22 protein-coding genes are annotated in these 19,191 nt (G+C 67.7%); 11 read left to right on the top strand and 11 right to left on the bottom strand.

Annotation, left to right across the window (positions count from 1 at the left end; genetic code table 11):
- Nucleotides 1–60: 60 nt before the first annotated feature.
- The 5 genes from dxs to LK996_RS12080 are packed head-to-tail and all read right to left on the bottom strand — an operon-like array spanning nt 61 to nt 6,180.
- On the bottom strand, nt 61–1,965 hold the full coding sequence (gene dxs / locus LK996_RS12100; RefSeq protein ID WP_230527625.1) for a 1-deoxy-D-xylulose-5-phosphate synthase: 1,905 nt from the start codon (nt 1,963–1,965) through the stop codon (nt 61–63).
- 57 nt (nt 1,966–2,022) lie between these two features.
- Entirely contained in the window at nt 2,023–3,132 is a 1,110-nt protein-coding gene (locus LK996_RS12095) for a hypothetical protein (protein ID WP_230527624.1), read from the bottom strand.
- A gap of 47 nt (nt 3,133–3,179) precedes the next feature.
- Nucleotides 3,180–3,833, bottom strand: coding sequence for an HNH endonuclease (locus LK996_RS12090; protein WP_230527623.1), 654 nt, complete (start codon nt 3,831–3,833; stop codon nt 3,180–3,182).
- A gap of 45 nt (nt 3,834–3,878) precedes the next feature.
- Nucleotides 3,879–5,672: an acyl-CoA dehydrogenase C-terminal domain-containing protein gene (locus LK996_RS12085; RefSeq protein WP_230527622.1), complete on the bottom strand. Its 1,794-nt coding sequence runs from the start codon at nt 5,670–5,672 to the stop codon at nt 3,879–3,881.
- 10 nt (nt 5,673–5,682) lie between these two features.
- Entirely contained in the window at nt 5,683–6,180 is a 498-nt protein-coding gene (locus tag LK996_RS12080; RefSeq protein WP_425493771.1) for an LEA type 2 family protein, read from the bottom strand.
- A 190-nt stretch (nt 6,181–6,370) separates the two neighbouring features.
- Between LK996_RS12080 and LK996_RS12075 the strand changes: the two genes are divergently transcribed.
- Together LK996_RS12075 and LK996_RS12070 are read left to right on the top strand one after the other, a co-directional pair.
- Entirely contained in the window at nt 6,371–6,610 is a 240-nt protein-coding gene (locus LK996_RS12075) for a hypothetical protein (protein ID WP_230527621.1), read from the top strand.
- 88 nt (nt 6,611–6,698) lie between these two features.
- Nucleotides 6,699–7,280, top strand: coding sequence for a hypothetical protein (locus LK996_RS12070; protein WP_230527620.1), 582 nt, complete (start codon nt 6,699–6,701; stop codon nt 7,278–7,280).
- Nucleotides 7,281–7,354: 74 nt separating this feature from the next.
- Here LK996_RS12070 and LK996_RS12065 read toward each other — a convergent pair whose 3' ends face one another.
- Nucleotides 7,355–8,527 (bottom strand): ScyD/ScyE family protein, encoded by a 1,173-nt coding sequence (locus LK996_RS12065; RefSeq protein WP_230527619.1) that lies wholly within the window; start codon nt 8,525–8,527, stop codon nt 7,355–7,357.
- A 116-nt stretch (nt 8,528–8,643) separates the two neighbouring features.
- Between LK996_RS12065 and LK996_RS12060 the strand changes: the two genes are divergently transcribed.
- Nucleotides 8,644–9,066, top strand: a complete 423-nt coding sequence (locus LK996_RS12060) for a YeeE/YedE family protein (protein WP_230527618.1) — start codon at nt 8,644–8,646, stop codon at nt 9,064–9,066.
- Nucleotides 9,063–9,488 carry a DUF6691 family protein gene (locus tag LK996_RS12055; RefSeq protein ID WP_230527617.1) on the top strand — a complete coding sequence of 142 codons (426 nt, stop codon included), beginning with the start codon at nt 9,063–9,065 and terminating at the stop codon, nt 9,486–9,488. The genes LK996_RS12060 and LK996_RS12055 overlap by 4 nt, the downstream gene beginning before the upstream one ends.
- On the opposite strand, the gene LK996_RS12050 is transcribed toward LK996_RS12055, so the two are convergent.
- From LK996_RS12050 to LK996_RS12035, 4 genes are all read right to left on the bottom strand, one after another.
- Complete coding sequence (locus LK996_RS12050; RefSeq protein WP_230527616.1) at nt 9,469–10,098, bottom strand: hypothetical protein; 630 nt, start codon at nt 10,096–10,098, stop codon at nt 9,469–9,471. The genes LK996_RS12055 and LK996_RS12050 overlap by 20 nt on opposite strands.
- Before the next feature lie 11 nt (nt 10,099–10,109).
- Nucleotides 10,110–10,616 (bottom strand): RNA polymerase sigma factor, encoded by a 507-nt coding sequence (locus LK996_RS12045; RefSeq protein ID WP_230527615.1) that lies wholly within the window; start codon nt 10,614–10,616, stop codon nt 10,110–10,112.
- A gap of 90 nt (nt 10,617–10,706) precedes the next feature.
- Entirely contained in the window at nt 10,707–11,078 is a 372-nt protein-coding gene (locus tag LK996_RS12040) for a VOC family protein (RefSeq protein WP_230527614.1), read from the bottom strand.
- Between the two features lie 6 nt (nt 11,079–11,084).
- A complete protein-coding gene (locus LK996_RS12035) occupies nt 11,085–11,870 on the bottom strand; it encodes a 7-cyano-7-deazaguanine synthase (protein WP_230527613.1) in 786 nt (261 codons plus the stop codon).
- Between the two features lie 147 nt (nt 11,871–12,017).
- On the opposite strand from LK996_RS12035, the gene LK996_RS12030 reads away from it, so the two are divergent.
- From LK996_RS12030 to LK996_RS12010, 5 genes are all read left to right on the top strand, one after another.
- Nucleotides 12,018–12,806 (top strand): alpha/beta fold hydrolase, encoded by a 789-nt coding sequence (locus LK996_RS12030; protein WP_230527612.1) that lies wholly within the window; start codon nt 12,018–12,020, stop codon nt 12,804–12,806.
- Nucleotides 12,807–12,842: 36 nt separating this feature from the next.
- Entirely contained in the window at nt 12,843–13,682 is an 840-nt protein-coding gene (locus LK996_RS12025) for a hypothetical protein (RefSeq protein ID WP_230527611.1), read from the top strand.
- A gap of 90 nt (nt 13,683–13,772) precedes the next feature.
- Nucleotides 13,773–14,327, top strand: a complete 555-nt coding sequence (locus LK996_RS12020) for a hypothetical protein (RefSeq protein ID WP_230527610.1) — start codon at nt 13,773–13,775, stop codon at nt 14,325–14,327.
- Between the two features lie 90 nt (nt 14,328–14,417).
- Nucleotides 14,418–15,209: an OmpA family protein gene (locus LK996_RS12015; RefSeq protein WP_230527609.1), complete on the top strand. Its 792-nt coding sequence runs from the start codon at nt 14,418–14,420 to the stop codon at nt 15,207–15,209.
- A 100-nt stretch (nt 15,210–15,309) separates the two neighbouring features.
- Nucleotides 15,310–15,822, top strand: a complete 513-nt coding sequence (locus LK996_RS12010) for a DUF4760 domain-containing protein (RefSeq protein WP_230527608.1) — start codon at nt 15,310–15,312, stop codon at nt 15,820–15,822.
- A gap of 12 nt (nt 15,823–15,834) precedes the next feature.
- Here the strand turns inward: LK996_RS12010 and LK996_RS12005 are convergent, their stop codons facing one another.
- Complete coding sequence (locus LK996_RS12005; RefSeq protein WP_230527607.1) at nt 15,835–16,086, bottom strand: hypothetical protein; 252 nt, start codon at nt 16,084–16,086, stop codon at nt 15,835–15,837.
- Between the two features lie 119 nt (nt 16,087–16,205).
- Between LK996_RS12005 and LK996_RS12000 the strand changes: the two genes are divergently transcribed.
- Entirely contained in the window at nt 16,206–17,426 is a 1,221-nt protein-coding gene (locus tag LK996_RS12000) for an RtcB family protein (protein WP_230527606.1), read from the top strand.
- Nucleotides 17,427–17,582: 156 nt separating this feature from the next.
- On the top strand, nt 17,583–19,190 hold the full coding sequence (locus LK996_RS11995) for a cbb3-type cytochrome c oxidase subunit I (protein ID WP_230527605.1): 1,608 nt from the start codon (nt 17,583–17,585) through the stop codon (nt 19,188–19,190).
- The last annotated feature ends 1 nt before the right edge of the window (nt 19,191 follow it).

Below are 19,191 nucleotides of genomic sequence, written 5' to 3'. Positions count from 1 at the left end.
ACCAGGGCCGGGGGAGGCCCGCACTGTCCCGCTACAAATGCAACGATCGGGTGAAAGCGGTCAGGCGACGCCGGCCGAACGGGACTTCGCGAGGTTCCAGCGGGCCAGCACGGCCGCCTTGATGCCCGCTGCGTCCAGGCCCGCTTCGGCGAGCAGCTGTTCGCGGCTGGCGTGGTGCTGGAAGGCGTCGGGCAGGCCGAGGTGCAGCAGGGGCAGGGCGATGCCTTCGGCCGCGAGCAGTTCGGCCACGCCGGAGCCGGCGCCGCCGGCGACGACGTTGTCTTCGATCGTGACGAAGCCTTCGTGCGTCTTCGCGAGCTCGAGCAGCAACGTGCGATCCAGCGGCTTCACGAAGCGCATGTTGACCACGGTGAGGCCGAGTTCTTCGCCGACCTGGTCGGCGGCCGGCACGACGGCGCCGAACGCGAGCAGCGCCAGGCGCGCGCCCTTGCGGCGCACGTCGGCCTTGCCGATCGGCAAGGTGTCGAGCGTCGATTGCACGGCGACGCCGGGGCCGGTGCCGCGCGGATAACGCACCGCCGCGGGTCCGACATGCTGGAAGCCCGTGGTGAGCATCATCCGGCACTCGTTTTCGTCGGCCGGCGCCATCACCACCATGTTGGGCACGCAACGCAGGTAGCTCAGGTCGAGGTTGCCCGCGTGCGTCGCGCCATCGGGACCGACGACGCCGCCGCGATCGATCGCGAACAGCACGTCGAGGTCCTGGATCGCGACGTCGTGCACGAGCTGGTCGTAGCCGCGCTGCAGGAACGTCGAGTAGATCGCGACGACGGGCTTCGCGCCTTCGCACGCCATGCCCGCCGCGAGCGTCACCGCGTGCTGCTCGGCGATCGCGACATCGAAGTAGCGTTCCGGGTATTCCTTCGAGAAACGCACGAGGCCCGAGCCTTCGCGCATCGCCGGCGTGATGCCGAGCAGCTTGTCGTCGGCGGCCGCCATGTCGCACAGCCATTCGCCGAAGACATCGGTGTAGGTCGGCTTCTTCGCACCGCCGCCGGGCTTGCTGACCAGGCCCTGCGCCGGATCGAACGGACCGACCGCGTGGTAGCCGATCTGGTCGCCTTCGGCGAGTTCGTAGCCCTTGCCCTTGGTCGTGATGATGTGGAGCAGCTGCGGACCCTTGAGGGTCTTGAGCGTCTTCATCGTCGCGACGAGCGCTTCGACGTCGTGGCCGTCGATGGGGCCGGTGTAGTGGAAGCCCATCTCTTCGAACAGCGTGGACGGCACGAACATGCCCTTCCAGTGTTCTTCCCAGCGCTTCACGAAGCGCGCGGTCGGGTTGTTCTTGTCGCCGAGGAGTTTCTTGCCGCCTTCGCGGATCGCGTTGAGCGTCTTCGAACCGGTCATGCGACCGAGCATCTTGGTCAGGCCGCCGACGTTCTCGGAGATCGACATCCGGTTGTCGTTGAGGATCACGAGCAGGTTCGGCTCGGGGTCCATGCCGCCGGCGTGGTTCAACGCTTCGAACGCCATGCCCGCGGTCATCGCACCGTCGCCGATGATCGCGACCACGCGGCGGTTGTTGCCCGCGCGCTGGTTCGCGATCGCCATGCCGAGCGCGGCGGAGATCGACGTCGAGGAATGGCCGACGCCGAAGGTGTCGTACTCGCTTTCCTCGCGCTTCGGGAACGGCGCGACGCCGTCCTTCTGCTTCACCGTGTGGATCGCGTCGCGACGACCGGTGAGGATCTTGTGCGGGTAGCACTGGTGGCCGACGTCCCACACCAGGCGGTCGTCGGGCGTCTCGTACAGCCAGTGCAGGGCGACGGTCAGTTCGATCACGCCGAGGCCGGCGCCGAAGTGGCCGCCGCTGCGGCCCACCGATTCGATCAGGTAGGCACGCAGTTCGTCGGCGATCGCCGGGAGTTCTTCTTCGCCGAAGCGGCGCAGGTCGGCCGGATCGGCGATCCGGGACAGGCGCGGGTAGCGCGTGGAATCGATCATCGTGGGGGGTAGCGACGACAAGGCGGCGATTGTAAGCCGTCGCGCCCCGCGAGGGGCTTACTTGCCGCGCAAACGCCCGAACAGGCCGCCCTTCTGGGTGTCCGTGGGTTCAGGGGGCTGCTCGGACACGACTTCGGCGAAGCCCGTGGCGAGGTTGGCGTTCACGAAGTCGATGACGTCTTCGTGCGGCACGCCGCTCGCGCCCGTCACTTCTTCCAGCGTCGCCGGGCCCTTCATCATCGCGGTGGCGATGCGGAAGTGCTTCGGGAATTCGCGTTCGGTCTGCGGCCACTTCGAGAGGCGGTACTTCGCCGACGGATCGAAGCCCGGCAGCAGCTTGCCCTGGCCGGCGAGCAGGCCGCCGTACCACTGCAGGCGCGACAGGGGCTGCGGTGCGCCGAGCGACGTGGCTTCGCGCGCGAAGGTCGCGTCGTCGATCGAACCGAACGACTCGCGCTCCACCGCGCCGTCGAAATACCCGGCGAGCGGCTTGAGCGCGGCGGGGCCGTGGTACTGGCGCGCGTCGGCGTCGATCAGCAGCACCGGGCCGGCGCCTTGCTGGTAGCGCACCTTGCCGCGCAGTTCGTTGGCGCCGAGCCAATCGCCGAGGCGCTTTTCACGCGGCGGGGCAGGCGGGGGCGGGGGCGCGACGACGGGCGCGGGCGCGGCGGGTTCGATCGTCGTCGGCGCGAGCGAGCCGGCGGCGACGGATTCGGGGAGGCGCGGTGCGGTCGGCGTCGGCGCGCGCAGGTCTTCGCGCGGCTTGGCCGGCATTTCTTCCGGCAATTGGTCTTCCGGTTCCGGCGACGGGCTCATGCCCGAGGGCACCGACTGCGCAGGCGCCGCGGCGGCCGGCGCGATCGAGCCGCCCGTGATCTGGTTGAGCAGCAACGACACCGCGGCGGCGCTGATCGGACGTTCGAGGCGGAAGTCGGTCTGCGTGCGCGCCGCCGACGTCAGGCCGATGACCTGCTTGCCCGCGGCGTGCAGGCGCAGCCAGCTCATGGGACCGTACATGCTGTCCATGTCGACGACGACGTAGTCGGCATCGCCTTCGGGAACGAGCTGCCAGCGACCCCCATGGCTCGCATTCGCTTGCTGGAATGCCTTGTGCAGCTCCGCCTCCGTGGCGGAATCCATGCCGGTGGTGCCGAGCGTCAAAGCCATGTGTCGCGGATCCGGGACTGATGTTGCCCGGAGTGTAGCGTGCCGCTTCAGGCCATGGCGCGCGAACGCACCGGATCGGCGTGCTTCTTCGGCAGGTGCGATTTCAGGAACGCCATCTGGTCGGCCAGGATGTGGCGGTTCGACAGGATCAGGTGCTCGATCCAGCTCGGGCGATAGGGCACGGCGAGCAACGGCATGCCGGCTTGCTGCGGCGTGCGGCCGCCCTTGCGCGAGTTGCAGTGGAAGCATGCCGACACGACGTTCTCCCACTGGTCGCGGCCACCCTTCGACAGGGGCATGACGTGGTCGCGCGTGAGGTGCGGGCGCGGGAATTCGTGGCCGCAATACAGGCACAGGTGCTGGTCGCGCGCGAACAGTGCGGCGTTGGTCAGCGCAGGCGTCGGGTCGAGCGCATGCGGGCGCGCATGGCCCTTCGCGGCGACGATCGGATGCAGGTCGAGCAGGCTCTGCTTTCCGGTCGCGCGGCAGATGCCGCCGTGCACGGTGATGCAGGGATCGCCCAGGGTCCAGGCGACCGCGCCGCGCGCATAGAGGCACGCGGCGTCCTGCCAGCTCATCCAGTCGAGGACGCGGCCATGCGCGTCCAGCGAGAGCAGGCGCACCGCGTGAATGCGGGCGACGACGTCGCTATCCGCCGAAGGCGGAACGACGAGGCGAAGGGGCGCTCTATCGGTCTCCATCGAGAACCGAGCTTATACCCCTTCAATGACGGAATGGATACCCGCTCAGCTATCGAATGCCGAGTCCGGCATGGCCATCAAGGTTTCCGCGCCGGCGGCCATGGCCTGCGCATGCGTATTGGTGCGCGGCAACACGCGCGCGAAGTAGAAACGCGCGGTCTCCCGCTTGGCCGTCTTGAACTCGGCCGAACGCGACGACGCATCGGCCGCCGCGACGCTCCGCGCCCACCAGTAGGCAAGCGCCACGTAGCCCGAATAGAAGAGGTAGTCGTAAGCCGCCGCGCCAACCTCATCCGCATTCGCCACCGCGCGCTGTCCGACCTGCATCGTGAGCGCCTGCCATTGCGCGGCCTTCTCGCGCAGTGGGCCGATGAATTCGGCAAGCGACGCGTCGTCGGCATGCTGCGTGCAGAACGCGTCGATCATGCCGAGGAACACCTGCAGCCCCGCGGCCTGCTGCTGCATCACCTTGCGCCCCATGAGGTCGAGCGCCTGGATCCCCGTCGTGCCTTCGTACAGCGTGGTGATGCGCGCATCGCGCGCGAGTTGCTCCATGCCGTGTTCGGCGATGTAGCCGTGGCCGCCGAAACATTGCAGCGCGTGGTACGTGCATTCCACGCCCCACTCGGTGAGGCACGCCTTGACGATCGGCGTGAGGAAGCCGAGCAGGTCTTCGGCCTGCTTCCGCTCCGCATGGTCCGTCGCGTGCGAGCCGACATCGACGAGCGACGCGCCGTGGTAACCGAGCAGACGCCCGCCTTCGACCAGCGCCTTGCACGTGAGCAACATGCGGCGCACGTCGGGGTGCACGATGATCGGATCGGCGGGCCTGTCGGGGAACTTCGCGCCCGACAGCGAACGCATCTGCAGGCGATCTCGCGCGTAACGCAACGCGTTCTGGTACGCGCGATCCGACAAGCCGAGGCCCTGCAGGCCGACGGCGAGGCGCGCGGTGTTCATCATCGTAAACATCGCCGACAGGCCCTTGTTGGCCGCGCCGATCAACCAGCCCTGCGCGCCGTCGAAGTTGATGACGCACGTCGCCGAGCCATGGATGCCCATCTTGTGTTCGAGCGCGCCGCAACGCACGGCGTTGCGTTCGCCCATCGCGCCGTCGCGACCCACGCGCATCTTCGGCACGATGAACAACGAGATGCCTTTCACGCCCGCCGGCGCATCGGGCAGGCGCGCGAGCACCAGGTGCACGATGTTGTCGGTGAAGTCGTGCTCGCCGGCGGTGATGAAGATCTTCGTGCCGGTGATCGAATACGAGCCGTCGGCCTGCGGTTCGGCGCGCGTCTTCAGCAAGCCGAGGTCGGTGCCGCAATGCGATTCGGTGAGGCACATCGTGCCGGTCCAGCGACCTTCGACGATCGGCTTGAGGAACGCTTCGCGCTGCCAGTCCTCGCCGTGGTGCAGCAACGCTTCGGTCGCGCCGTGCGAGAGCAGCGGGAAGTTGCCCCACGCCAAATTCGCCGCGTCGATCATTTCCTTCAGCGGCAGGCCCGCGAGGTGCGGCAAGCCTTGGCCGCCGAATTCGGGCGGCGACACCAGGCCGCTCCAGCCGCCTTCGACGAACTTCCGGTACGCCTCGCGGAATCCCGGCGGCGTGCGCACGTCGCCGGTCGCCTTGTCGTATTCGCAGCCGACGCGATCGCCGACTTCGTTGAGCGGCGAGAGCACGGTTTCGGTGAAGCGCGCGGCTTCGTCGAGGATCGCGTCGAGCACGTCGCGCGTGGCTTCGTCGAATCCGAGTTTGCCGAACAACGCTTCGGCGCCGAGCACGTCGTACAGGGCGAACCGCATGTCCTCGACGGGGGCGCGATAACTGCTGGCCATCGTCGTCTCCTCAGCGCATCACGCCCGGCAGGCCGGGCACGGGGTTGAGCGTGTTGCTGCGCTCGAGCTGGAAGTTGCGCACGCCGCTGCCGTCGGGCGTCGCGGCGATCGTGCCTTCGAGCCTGTAGTCGAGCGACTTGCGCCCGGCGAGCGCGTCGGCCACCGCGATGCGCGCAGCGGAGGAGGGCGCGAGCGTGAGCGTGGCGATGTCGGCCGATTCCGGGCCGATGCCGAGCGCAGGGTTGCCGGCGAGCGTGCCCGCCGATTCGCCGGCGACCGTCACCGCGAGCGAGACATTGTCGAACTGCATCGGCACGCTGCTGAAGTTGTCGATGCGAAGGTCGACCGACCAGCTCCCGTCGGCCTTGACCGTCAATTGCTGGATGCCGACCTGCGGCTCGGACACGCGCTTCACCGGCCCGCTGCCGCTGCAACCGGCCAGCAACGTGGCCATGCCCAACGCCAGCACCGCCATGAATCCCTTCGACCGCATGCCCTTGAACCGCATGATCGCCTCGTGCGCAATGAAGAATTGCCGAGCATACCGCGCGCGTCCCCCAGCACGCCTCCGGTCGCTTGCCGCGTGAAATCCGAAACCTTCCCGACGAACGGCCGGGAAAAACTTGCCGGTCCCGCCACGGCGGCGCGTTGAACTCTTCACCAGCAAAAGCTCAACCATTCGTGACAGAGACGCCGAGATGAAGCTGTCCGTGTATTCGCAGGGGGGAACGGTTGCTTTCCTGCCTGCTGTCTGCCTCCCGCCGAGGGACATGCAAACCCAGATGCCGGAGTCGCGCCTGTGCGGCACGGTCGAGGTGCCCGACACCGGCCCGGGCGACTGGCGCCACATCCTGGATGGCGTCGACCACAGCCTCTTCGTCTTCCTGCCGCTGGAAAAGGCCATTTTGTTGCTGGCAAACGGCCGCATTCCGCGCTGAGCCCATTCGCGGCAGTCCCCAAGGGGCAATATCGGCGCAGGCGCGGCGATCCGAGACTGCGCCTTTCCCCCGTCCCGGAGAGCTCGCCATGGATCGTCGAACCGCGCTTCGCCCGCTGCTGATCGCCTGCCTCGCCGCCTGCATGCTGCCTGCCTTCGCGCAGCAGACCACCGCAGCCCCGCGCACGATGGAACAGACCGTCGAGTCGACCGCGACCGTCACCGCCGTCGACCGCGAGAAGCGCCAGGTCACGCTGAAGAACGAAGACGGCGAAACGAGCACGATCGACGTCGGCCCGGAAGTGAAGCGCTTCGACGAAGTGGCCGTCGGCGACACCGTGCGCGCGACCTACACCGTCGGCATCACCAGCGAGCTGCGCGCGCCGACCGAAGAAGAGAAGGCCGAACCCCTCGTCGCCGTCGAAGGCGGCGGTGTCGCGCCGGAAGGCCAGGCGCCGGCCGGCGGCGCGGCGCGCATCTTCCGCGTCGTCGCGACGATCGAGGCGCTCGACCGCACCACGCAGACGGCCACGCTCAAGGGCCCGAACGGCAACTACGTCACCGTGAAGGTGCAGGATCCGACGTTGCTGACCCAGCCGCGCATCGGCGACACCGTGGTCGTCACCGCGGCCGAGTCGGTCGTGCTGTCGCTGGAGAAAGTCGCGAAGTAACAAGCGAGGCCCGTCCCCGGCGCTTCCCTCGCCGACCCTCCCCCGCGGTGCGGGGGAGGGCGCTGCTTTGCACGTCACGGTTGGCCTGGCGGGAACAGATCCACGCGCAGGATCTCGCCGGACCCCGGCGCGCCGAACCCCATGTGCGACACGAACATCACGCGCCCCCCGGGCGCGATCGTCATGCCCGTCGGGAACGTCAGGCCGCTCACGATCGTCTGCGGCTGGCCGCCGGGACGGATGCGCACGATGCTGCCCATGCCCGGCGTCGGCCCGGGCGCGCCGGACGTCAACTGCAGGATGTACATCGCATCGTTGGCGTCGAACGCCAGGGCCACGATCGCGGTGCCCGTCGCCACGCGTTGCAGGCGCAACGGATTCGTCAGCACGCGCCAGACGCGTTGCGTGCCGTCGACGATCGGGAACGTGCCGAGGTTGGCGATGTAGAAGTAGCCCTTGTGATACGCGAGCGCCGTCGGCACGACATGGCGACCGAACACGCCGGACACGTCGAGCAACTGCGTCACCGCACCCGTCAGCGGATTCACGCGCACGAACAGGCCGTGGTTCGGTTCGATCAGGTACAACATGCCGTTGAGCGCGACCATGCTGTACCACGTGCCGTCGGGTTCGACATCCGGTCCGAGTGCGCTGCCGGGATGTGCGCGCAACCACGTGCTGAGGTTGGCGACCAGCACGGGCCGGCCGTTGTCGATGCGCACGACGGCGTTGGGTCGATACGGCACGCCGTGCGAGCAACCGCCGCCGGACACGAGTACGTACAACTTCGAACCGATGAACGCGACGTCGGCCGCACCACTGACGAGCGAACCACTTTCGACGCTCGTCTGGCTGCTCGGAAGCTGGTCGGTGATGGTCGTGCGGGACGGCCGGGGGAAGTCGAAGGTCTGCGCGATGACGGACACACGCCCGCCCGTGCGCGAACCCGTGTACGGACCGATCGGCGGATCGACCTGCTTGCACAGCGACGCGGTGGACGTCGTGCCGCCGGTGCCGCCTTCGGCCACATGCAGTTGGTTGTAGCCGTTGATCGGCCAGTAGCCGTACTTCAAGCCCCGCGGTGCATTGAAGCCGCGTGCCCAGCCATTGACCGTCACGCCGGGCGCGGTGGTGATGGCTTCGGCCTGCACCAGCGGTTGGGCCGGTGTCGCCGCGGATACGATGCCGTTCGCGAAGGTCAGTGCGAACGTCAATGCGCATGCGCGCAACAGCCGCTGAGTTTTCATTGCGTGTTCTCCTTCGGTGGGTGGGGACCACCGAATGGCGAAACTACGCCCGCGCAAATCCCATCCGGAGCGATGGCACCCACCGGGGTGACGCGCGCGTGTCGTAGAGTGCGCGCATGCATCCATGGCTCTCTGCATTGCTGGGCGGTGTACTCATCGGTCTCGCCGCGACGTGGCTGTTGTGGGCGAACGGCCGCATCGCGGGCGTGAGCGGGATCGTCGACGGCATCGTGCGGCGTTCGTCGTGGACCGAGTGGGGCTGGCGTGCGGCGTTCGTGTTCGGTCTCGTGCTCGCCGGCGGCGTGGCGATGCATGTCGTCGGACAACGCGCGTTGTCGCCCGCGAGTTGGCCGGTGCTCGTCGTCGCAGGCCTGCTCGTCGGTTACGGCACGACGCTCGGCGGCGGTTGCACGAGCGGTCACGGCGTCTGCGGCGTCGGGCGTTTGTCGAAGCGTTCGATCGTCGCGGTGCTGGTGTTCATGGCGACGGCGATCGCCACCGTGTTCGTCGTGCGCCACGTGCTGGGCGCGGCGGCATGAAGCGCGTCGTCGCCGCGTTCCTGGCTGGTGCGTTGTTCGGCATCGGTCTCGTCGTCGGGCGCATGAGCGATCCGAACATCGTGCTCGGCTTCCTCGACCTGGCGGGCGACTTCGATCCGTCGCTGCTCTTCGTGATGATCGGTGCGATGGGGACGACGCTGGTGTTGTTCCGCTTCGTGCTGCGTCGCGATCGTCCGCTGCTCGACGCCGATTTCCATCTCCCCACCAATCGCATCGTCGATGCGCGGCTCGTCGCGGGTGCGGCGATCTTCGGCGTGGGCTGGGGCCTTTCGGGCTATTGCCCCGGCCCGGTGCTGGTCGGCGCGGGCGGCGGAATGTGGACGGCGTTGCTGTTCATTCCCGCGATGATCGCCGGCGCATTGCTGCAACGCGCGGTGTCGCTCAGGCGCGCAACTCGCTGATGTCGGCGAGCTGGCGTTCGACTTCCGCCAGCGGGCCGTCCATCGACAGCTTCGCGAACCACGCAGGCCGGCGCCACATCACCCACGCCGCGGCCGCCGCGATGGCGACGGCCGCGGCCAGGTTGCCGAGCACCCAGGCCGGATTCGCGAGCCAGGCATCGAGCCCGATCGTGCGCAGCGCGATCATCATGATCGGCACCCACACGACGGCGCCGACGATCCAGCACACGCGTTCGCTGCGGATGCGCGTGCGGCGCAACGTCAGCAGGCGCTGTTGCACGTCGGCCACCGGCTGCGCGTAATCGACCGCGGCCAGGTGCAGCAACATCACGACGGCGGTCGCGAGCAGCGCGATGCCGTACGCATGCACCGCGAGCCCGTAGGCGACCAGGTGCGGCGTGCCGAGATGATCGAACCAATAGCTGCCGCCCCAGAGCGCGAACAGCAGGCCGATCCCCAGCTGCGCCCACTGGCCGAACGAGGCGCGCATCAACTTGCCGCGCATGCGCATGCGCAGGTTCTGCGTGCGCAATTGCTTGAGTTCGACGTCCTGTTGCGCAACCTGCGCATCCAGGGTCTTCCATGCCGATTCGAGTTCGTGCAGTTCCATGATCGTCTCCGTCATGCGTCGGCGACTTCGCGCCGCAGGTGGGATTTGATGCGGTTCAACCGCGTGGCGACGTTGCCTTCGGTCGTGCCGAGAATCTCGGCGCTTTCGCGATGGCTGCAGCCTTCCAGGTGCAACAGCAGCAAGGCGCGGTCGACGTCGGTGAGCGATGCCATCGCGCGTTGCACGAGCGCGAGTTGTTCGCGGGCTTCGACATCCACGTCGAGCGCGCCGGCCAGGTGTGCCTGCGCGTCGTCGTCGAGCGCGTCGTGGCGGCGATGGCGTTCGCGGCGTTGCCACGAGATCGCGACGTTGAGCGCGACGCGATACATCCACGTGGCGACGTTGCGCGCGGCGTCGTAACCGGGCCACGCTTGCCACAGCTGCATCGCGATGTCCTGCGCGAGGTCCGCGCGGTCTTCGGGCGAGCGCGCATACGTGGCCGCGATCTTGAGCACGATCCCGCGGTGCGCGGCGAGCGATGCCTGGAAGTCGAGGGTCAGGGCGATGGCGGCGGTCACTGTGGGCGAGTGTCGGAAGGGCTTGCCGGGGTGATACGCACGACGGCCCCTGATATCACAGCCCGCCACCACGCGCCTGCGTTCGCGGGCTTACAACGCCTCGCGGACCTGGAACACGTTGCCCTCGGGGTCGCGCCCGTCGCATGCCCGGAACCCGCGCGAGGGCGCCTCCCACGCACGATCGGCCGGCCAGATCTCGCCGCCGGCGCGGGCCGCCGCGGCGCGCGCGGCCTCGATGCTGCGGACGGGGAAGCACACCTTCACGTATGCGTCTTCCCGCACCCCGCCCAGCGGCATGGGCTCGCCCTGCAGGGCGTGGACGGTCAACTGGAATCCGTCGCGCGCGAGCACCGCGTAACCCGCGTCGCCTTCGAGCCGGGCCATGCCGAAGACGTCGCAGTAGAAGGCCGCGACGCGCGCGACGTCGGCCACGAACACGACGGCGGCAGGAACGGGCGCCATGACGGCTCAGCCCAGCGCATGGCGACGCAAGCGCCGCAGGACTTGCCGCGCGCGCCCGCGCAGCGGCATCAGCGTGGCGTTGAACAAGTGCGATAACGCGCGCCGCGACCGCGGGATGCGCGCGCCGAAGCCTTCTTCCAGCGCGTACTGGCACGGATTGCAGAACCCGCACGGGCGCTGCTTGCGCGTGGGCCGGTGGCAGAACCAGGTTTCGGCGAGCAACGCGTTCCAGCCGTGGCGCGTTGCGATCTGCGCTTCCTCCAGCTTGGTCATGCGCATCAGCGGGAAGGTGTACATGCCGAACACAAGCTGGAACGCTTCGGGCGCATCGCGATGCAGGCGGAACGTCGGCAGGCCGTGTTGCGAGGCCGCCGGCGTCATGAACGGTTCCAGCGCATGCGGCGTGCCGCGCGGTCCCCATTCGCACGACAACTCGACTTCGCGCAGTCCGCGTTCGCGGCACCAACGCGCGAGGAACGCGTATTGGTCGCCGATACGGTGGTCGCGCAGGATCGTTTCGAACGCATGCTGTACGTCGTCGTCGGGATCGTGCGCAGGGACGGAGTCGATGCGTGTCGGCAGCAGCAGTTCGCGCGCGTCGGGATACGCTTGCAGGAGCGCGGCGCGGATGCGATCCATCGTCGCGACTTCGATCGGCGCCGACGCGCGGCGCGCGTCGTACAGGTACGACGGCTGCACGGGCAGGCGATGATCGAGCAACAACGTGAGCAGGCGGAACGTGGAATCGAATCCACCTGTCCAGAGAAGCTCCACGGGCTTGGCGTCGAGCATGCGTGGCCGTCCATTCCGATCCGGGCACGGGTGCATGGTGTCACGAACGCCAAAGGTTCGCCGCCGTGATGCAACCCGCGCGCCGACTTGCGCCGACGACCGGCGTGGGGCGATCTTCCCTTAAGGAATTGTTCGCTTTTGGTCGACATGGCAACCATGGAAACCTGCTGGATCCCGACGCGGCTCGGTCGCCTTCATGCGATGCGCCACCGCGGATCGCGCGTCGGGGCCGCGCCGATCGTGCTGTTCCACGATTCGCTGGGCTCCGTCGAGCTGTGGCGCGACTTCCCCGCGGCGCTCGCCGAAGCGACGGGGCACGACGTCGTCGCCTACGACCGCCTGGGGTTCGGCCGATCCGATCCGCATCCAGGCCGGCTGTCCAACGACTTCGTACAGACCGAGGCGCGTGAAGGCGTCCGCGCGCTGCGCGAACGACTGGGCATCGACGACTTCATCGCCTTCGGCCACAGCGTCGGCGGCGGCATGGCGGTCGCCTGCGCCGCGGCGTATCCGCAGGCATGCCGCGCGCTGATCACCGAATCGGCGCAGGCCTTCGTCGAGGACCGCACCATCGCGGGCATCGTCGAGGCGAAACGGGCGTTCGCGAGACCGGGGCAACTCGATCGACTGCGCAAATACCACGGCGACAAGGCCGAATGGGTGCTGCATGCGTGGATCGACACCTGGCTGGCCGACGACTTCGCGCAGTGGAACCTCGACGACGACCTGCGCCGCGTCGCATGCCCGACGCTCGTGATGCACGGCCTCGACGACGAGTTCGGATCGACGCGACACCCCGAACGCATCGTCTCGCTCGTCGCCGGTACCGCCACGATGCACCTGCTTGAATGCGGGCACGTGCCGCATCGGGAGTTGCCCGAACAAGTGCTGGGCCTGGCCGTGCGACACGTGGCCGCGTTGCAGGCGCCGACGTGAAACCGGCGTTGATCCCGGAGTTGGGAACATGCCCGCGTGCAGCAATCGCACCGCCAACACGCGAACGCAGCCGACATCCGGCAGGAGCGGAGTGTCCGGCTGCTGTGGACCGGGGGCTGGGACTCGACGTTCCAGTTGCTGCGGCTGCTGCTCGTCCACCGCAAGCCCGTCACGCCGTATTACCTGAAGCGCGAACGCCGGCCGTCGACGACGATCGAGATCGCGACGATGGCGCGCATCCGCGGCGCGTTGCTCGAGCGTTTTCCTGAAACGCACGAGCTGCTGCATCCCACGCGCTTCTTCGACGTCGCGCGCCTGGCGCCCGACGCGGCGATCCACGACGCGTACGAACACACCTTGCAGCGCACGCACCTGGGCCGCCAGTACGAATGGCTCGCGTGGTTCTGCACGGAGCAGCGCATCGACGAGATCGAGTTGTGCATCCATCGCGACGACAAGGCGCACGGGGTGCTCGAACCGTTCGTGATCGAGGAAGAAGAGGGCGATGGCTACCGCACGCATCGGTTCGACGCGCGCCACCGTGGGCGGCGCGCGGACGCGGCGGAACTGCACCGGCTGTTCCGCCACTTCTCGTTGCCGTTGTTCGAGGTGAGCAAGCTCGACATGGCGCGTGAAGCCGACGAGCGCGGATGGCGGCCGATCATGGACATGACCTGGTTCTGCCACGACCCGATCCGCGGCAAGCCCTGCGGCATCTGCAATCCCTGTCTCTACACGATCGAGGAAGGCCTCGGCCATCGCTTGCCGCGCCTCAGTCGTTTCCGCTCGGCGCTGTATCGCACGTGCTTGTTGCCGTTCAAGGCGCCGCTGGTGGCGACCCTGCGGATGCTCGGCCTGCGCCGCGCGGACGACTGAGCGACTTCTTCCCCGCTTCACAATCGCCCCATCGCCGGCTCACCGCGGCGCTGCAGGCTGCGCGCAACCGAATCGACCGGAGACGCGGACATGGAAGGCAGCTCGACGTGGAATCGCAGCTTCCTGCGCAAGGCGATGTGGTGCGCGGCCGGCGGCGTGCTGTTGCTGCCCGCGATCGCGATGCAGCTCGGAGCCGAGGGCGTGGTGTGGACCGCGCAGGACTTCGTGGCGATGGGCGTGATGCTGGCGCTCGCGGGCGCCGCGTTCGAGGTCTTCGCGCGCATGTCGGGCGGCGTGATCTATCGGCTCGGAGCCGCGGCGGCGGTCGGTGGTGCGCTCCTGCTGGTCTGGGTGAACCTCGCGGTCGGCTTCATTGGCGACGAAGGCAATCCGGCGAACCTGCTGTTCGGCGGCGTGCTGCTGGTGGAGATCGCCGGCGCGATCGTGGTGCGCGCGCGCGCGTCGGGCATGGCCTTCGTGATGCTCGCGACCGCGTGTGCGCAGGCGCTGGTCGGCGGCTTCGCATTGGCGGGAAAACTGGGCGAAGCCTGGGAGATCGTGATGGGCACGACGCTGTTCGTGGCGATCTGGCTTGGCTCTGCCGCGATGTTCAGGCTCGCATCGAGGGGGCGAGCGCACGGCTGAGCCATGCGTTGGCCGAACGGCCAATTGAAGCGGCGGCACCAAAGCGCAACGCTCCTCCCCCCAACTGCCGCCAGGCAAAGGAGCACGCGCATGTCCAGCAAGCGTTTGTACCAGGCGATGCGAATCGCCGCGTTGGCCGCCGCGCTGGCGGCGCTGCCGGCCTTCGCCGCCGACGGCGACAAGAGTTCGATCAAGGGCCTGATCACCGCGATCGACGGCAACACGGTCACCGTGCGCGATTCGAACAACGTCGACCACCAGATCACCCTGACCTCGGCCACCGAGATCAAGAAGAAGGAAGGCCTCGCGGCCGTGCGCTTCGAGCGCGTCGAACAGAGTGCGCTGATCGCCGGTTTGCCGATCGTCGCCGACCTCGTCGAACAGGGCGGCGCACAACAGGCGAGCGCGATCTCGTTCCGCTCCGACGATTTCCGCACCGCGCAGCAGGTGCAGGCCGGCGTCAAGCCCACCGACACGAAAGTCGATGCGATGGGCAAGCGCATGGACGACTTCGGCAAGTACGAAGCGATCGCCGAAGCCGAAGTGATGTTCGCCTCGGGCAGCACCGCGATCAACGCGAAGGGCAAGTCCGACCTGATGGCGCTCGCCGCGAAGGCGAAGGAAACCCAGGACTACGCGGTCGTCATGCAGGGCTTCACCGACTCGACCGGCGATGCGGCTGCGAACAAGCGCCTGAGCACCGCGCGTGCGAACAACGTCGCCGACTTCCTGCAGTCGCAGGGCGGCCTCGCGCCGGGTCGCGTGACCGCGGGCGACGGCATGGGCGTCGCGCCCGACGCGGGCAGCGGCAACAACGCGGGCGCGCGCAAGGTCGTGGTGAAGCTGGTGGTCGACAAGGGTGTGGCCGCCGGGAAGAAGTGATTCTTCACGCGCCGGAATGCAACAGGGCCCGCGGCGACGCGGGCCCTTGTTTTATGGTCCGCCACGGTGCGAATCCCGCGTTCCACCTGTCATGGACCTGATGGAACTCTCGCAAGTCGCGCAGATCCTCGGCGGCGTGGCGGTCGTTGTGGCACTGGTCTTCGGCATGGTGCAGATCCGCCAGTATCGGCAGCAGCGCCACGACGCGGCGGCGATCGAGTTGATGCGCTCGCTGCAGGATCGTGAGTTCACGCATGCGTTCCGGTTGCTCTATCCATTGCCGATCGATTGCCCGGTGGAGGATTTCCGCGCGCTCGGCGACGACTACGAAGAAGCCGCGCTCGCAATGGGCACGCGTTTCGAAACGATGGGCCTGCTCGTCTACCGCGGCAGCCTGCCGTTGCCCTTGGTCGAAGAGCTGATCGGAGGCGCAGTCGTGTTGTTGTGGCAGCGGCTGCGTCCGTGGGTCGAAGCGCATCGCGTCGAACAACGGCATCCGCTGATGTTCGAATGGTTCCAGTGGCTGTCGGAGCGACTCGAGGAACGCGGTCGGCCGACGCAGACGCCGGCCTACCTGCGGTATCGCGACTGGCGCGAGCCGCGCGGACGCTGACGCGTCGTTGCGTCAGTAGTCGGCGAGTTTCTCGTCGTCGATTTGCAACAGGCGGTCCAGGCGCACGGTGTCGCCCGAGTCGAGCACGAGGAACTCTTCGCCGTTGCGTGCGAAGACGTCGCTGATGACCGCGCTGCGTCGTTCGACCTCGCCGGCTTCGTTGCGGAAGACCACCGACGTCAACGCGCGCGTCGTCGCGCGTGTTTCCAGCACGTCATGGAACTCACAATTGATGGGCGAGTAGGAAGGGGGCTGGCTGGACATGGGCTGGGCCCTGGCAGGTTGCGGCCTTCGCAACATTGGGGAGTGCGGCGCGTGGTTCAAGGCTCGCGCACGGTCGCCGGTTCACCGCATCATTCGATTCCGCGGACTAAGGTAGGCCCATGCAGCACTACGACGTCATCCAGGATCAAGGCGCCGCGCCCATCAAGTTATGGACGCGCGGCGTGCCGCTGGAAGACGCCGCGCGCGAGCAGCTGCGCAACATCGCGAAGCTGCCCTTCATCCATCGCTGGATCGCGGTGATGCCCGACGTCCACCTCGGCAAGGGCGCGACGGTGGGGTCGGTCGTGCCGACGATCGGCGCGGTCATTCCCGCCGCGGTGGGCGTCGACATCGGCTGCGGCATGATCGCCGCGCGCACGACGCTGACGGCGTCCGACCTTCCCGATCATCTCGGCGAATTGCGCAGCGCGATCGAACGCGCGGTGCCGCACGGCCGCAGCGTGGGCCGCGGCAAGCGCGACACGGGCGCGTGGGCGAATCCGCCCGCGCACGTCGAAAAAGGTTGGGCGACGTTGGTCGACGACTTCACGACGATCTGCGAACGCCATCCGCGCCTTGCGAACACCAACAATCTCAACCATCTCGGCACGCTCGGCACGGGCAACCACTTCGTCGAGGTATGCCTGGACGAAGAGGATCGCGTGTGGTTCATGCTGCACTCCGGTTCGCGCGGCGTGGGCAACGCGATCGGCACGCACTTCATCGAACTCGCCAAGCAGGACATGCGTCGCCACATGATCAACCTGCCGGACCAGGACCTCGCGTACCTGCCGGAGGGCAGCGACCACTACGGCGACTACGTGTTCGCGGTCGACTGGGCGCAGCGATATGCGCGCACCAATCGCGAAATCATGATGCGCAACGTGGTGCATGCCGCGCGCAGCGTGATCGAAAAACCGTTCGAGGCGGACGCCGAAGCGGTGAACTGCCACCACAACTACGTCAATCGCGAACGTCACTTCGGCCAGGACGTGCTGGTGACGCGCAAGGGCGCGGTGAGCGCGCGCAAGGGCGAACTCGGGATCATCCCGGGCAGCATGGGCGCGAAGAGCTTCATCGTGCGCGGACTCGGCAACGCGGACAGCTTCCACAGCTGCAGCCACGGCGCCGGCCGCGTGATGAGCCGCACCGAGGCGAAGAAGCGCATCAGTCTCGACGATCATGCGCGCGCGACGGCGCACGTCGAGTGCCGCAAGGACGCGGACGTGGTGGACGAATCGCCCGCGGCCTACAAGCCGATCGAAGCCGTGATGGAAGCGCAGCGCGATCTCGTCGAGATCGTGCACACGCTGCGTCAGGTGGTGTGCGTCAAGGGGTGAACACCAGGGCGCTCCGGGTTGTCGTGCGGGCAACACCGTATTTCCGCGCACGCATCTGATCCGGTCGTTTGCGCGCGAACTGCATCTGAGCAACGTCGAGCCCCGCGCGTAACCTGCGCGCGCCTCCCCCAGGGCGTCGTTTGCACCACATCGCCAATGAACCCCACCGCGCTCCTGCTCGCGACCTTCATCCTGTCGGTCGTCGGCCTCTTCGCCTTCATCTGGTCTCTTCGCAAGGGCCTGTTCGACCAGGATGCCCGCGGCGCGGGCGTGATCTTCGCGCCCGAGGAAATCGGGCGATTCGACGATCCGGCCAATGGCGTCGCGCCCCTCGTGCCGCGCGATGCGGAGCAGGCGCAGGAACTGACGGCGCGCGCAGCTGCCGATCGCGCGACCGCGGTGCCCGTCTTCGTGATGTTCACTTTCGCGGTGACCTGGTTGCTCGTGGGGTCGGCCGCGGGCTTGCTGAGTTCCATCAAGTTGCACGCGCCCGATCTGCTCGTAGAACAGGCCTGGCTGACGTTCGGTCGCCTACGCGCCATCCATCTCAACCTCGTCGCCTACGGCTGGGCGCCGATGGGCCTGCTCGGGCTCGTCGTGTGGTTGTTGCCGCGCCTGTTGCGCACGCCGCTGCAAGCGCCGCGTCTCGTCATCGCGGGCGCGATGATCTGGAACGCGGGGCTCGTCGCGGGCATCGTCGGCATCGCCAACGGGTTGAACACGGGCATGGAATGGCTCGAGATCCCCTGGTACATCGGCACGTTGTTCGCGATCGGCGGCATGCTGATCGGTGTTCCGATGGTGCTGATGCTGCGCAGTCGCCGCGTGCATCACCTGTACGTGTCGGTCTGGTACATCGGCGCGGCGCTGTTCTGGTTCCCGATCCTCTACATCGTGGCGAAGATCCCCGGCCTGCACTTCGGCGTCGAGCAGGCGACGATGAACTGGTGGTTCGGGCACAACGTGCTCGGCCTGTTCTACACGCCGATCTCGCTCGCGTGCGTCTACTACTTCCTGCCGAAGGTGATCGGCAGGCCGGTGCGTTCGTACAACCTGTCGCTGCTCGGCTTCTGGACGCTCGCGTTCTTCTACGGCCAGGTCGGCGCGCATCACCTGATCGGTGGCCCGATCCCCGAGTGGCTGGTCACGCTGTCGATCGTGCAGAGCGTGATGATGCTGATCCCGGTGCTCGCGTTCTCGATCAACCAGCACCAGACGCTCAAGGGCCATTTCGGCGTGTTGAAGCGCTCGCACACGCTGCGCTTCATCGTGTTCGGCGCGATGATGTACACGGTGGCGTCCGTGCAGGGCTCGTTCGAAGCGTTGCGTTCGTTCAACTCGGTCGTGCACTTCACGCACTTCACCGTGGCGCATGCGCACATCGGCATGTACGGCTTCGTGTCGATGGTGCTGTTCGGCGGCATGTATTTCGCGGTGCCGCGCGTGCTCGACGTGAAGTGGCCGAAGCCCGCGTTGATCTCGTGGCACTTCTGGCTGGTCGCCGGCGGGTTCGCGGTGTACGTCGTGCTGCTCAGCATCGGCGGCGTGCTGCAGGGCCTGAAGCTGCTCGATGGTGCGGTGCCTTTCATCGAAGCGGTCAAGGTCACGCATCCGTGGCTGATCGGTCGATCGGTCGGCGGAACGTTGATGACGCTGGGCCACATCGTGTTCGCCGTGCACTTCTGGTTGGCGCTCAAGGCCGCCGAGAAGCAGCGACAGGCGGATGCGAAAGCCGTTCGAGTCCTCGCGCAGGTGGCGAACTGAG

Source organism: Noviluteimonas lactosilytica, assembly GCF_020866925.1.
Classification (GTDB): domain Bacteria; phylum Pseudomonadota; class Gammaproteobacteria; order Xanthomonadales; family Xanthomonadaceae; genus Noviluteimonas; species Noviluteimonas lactosilytica.
This window is presented reverse-complemented; position numbering and strand designations above follow the sequence as displayed.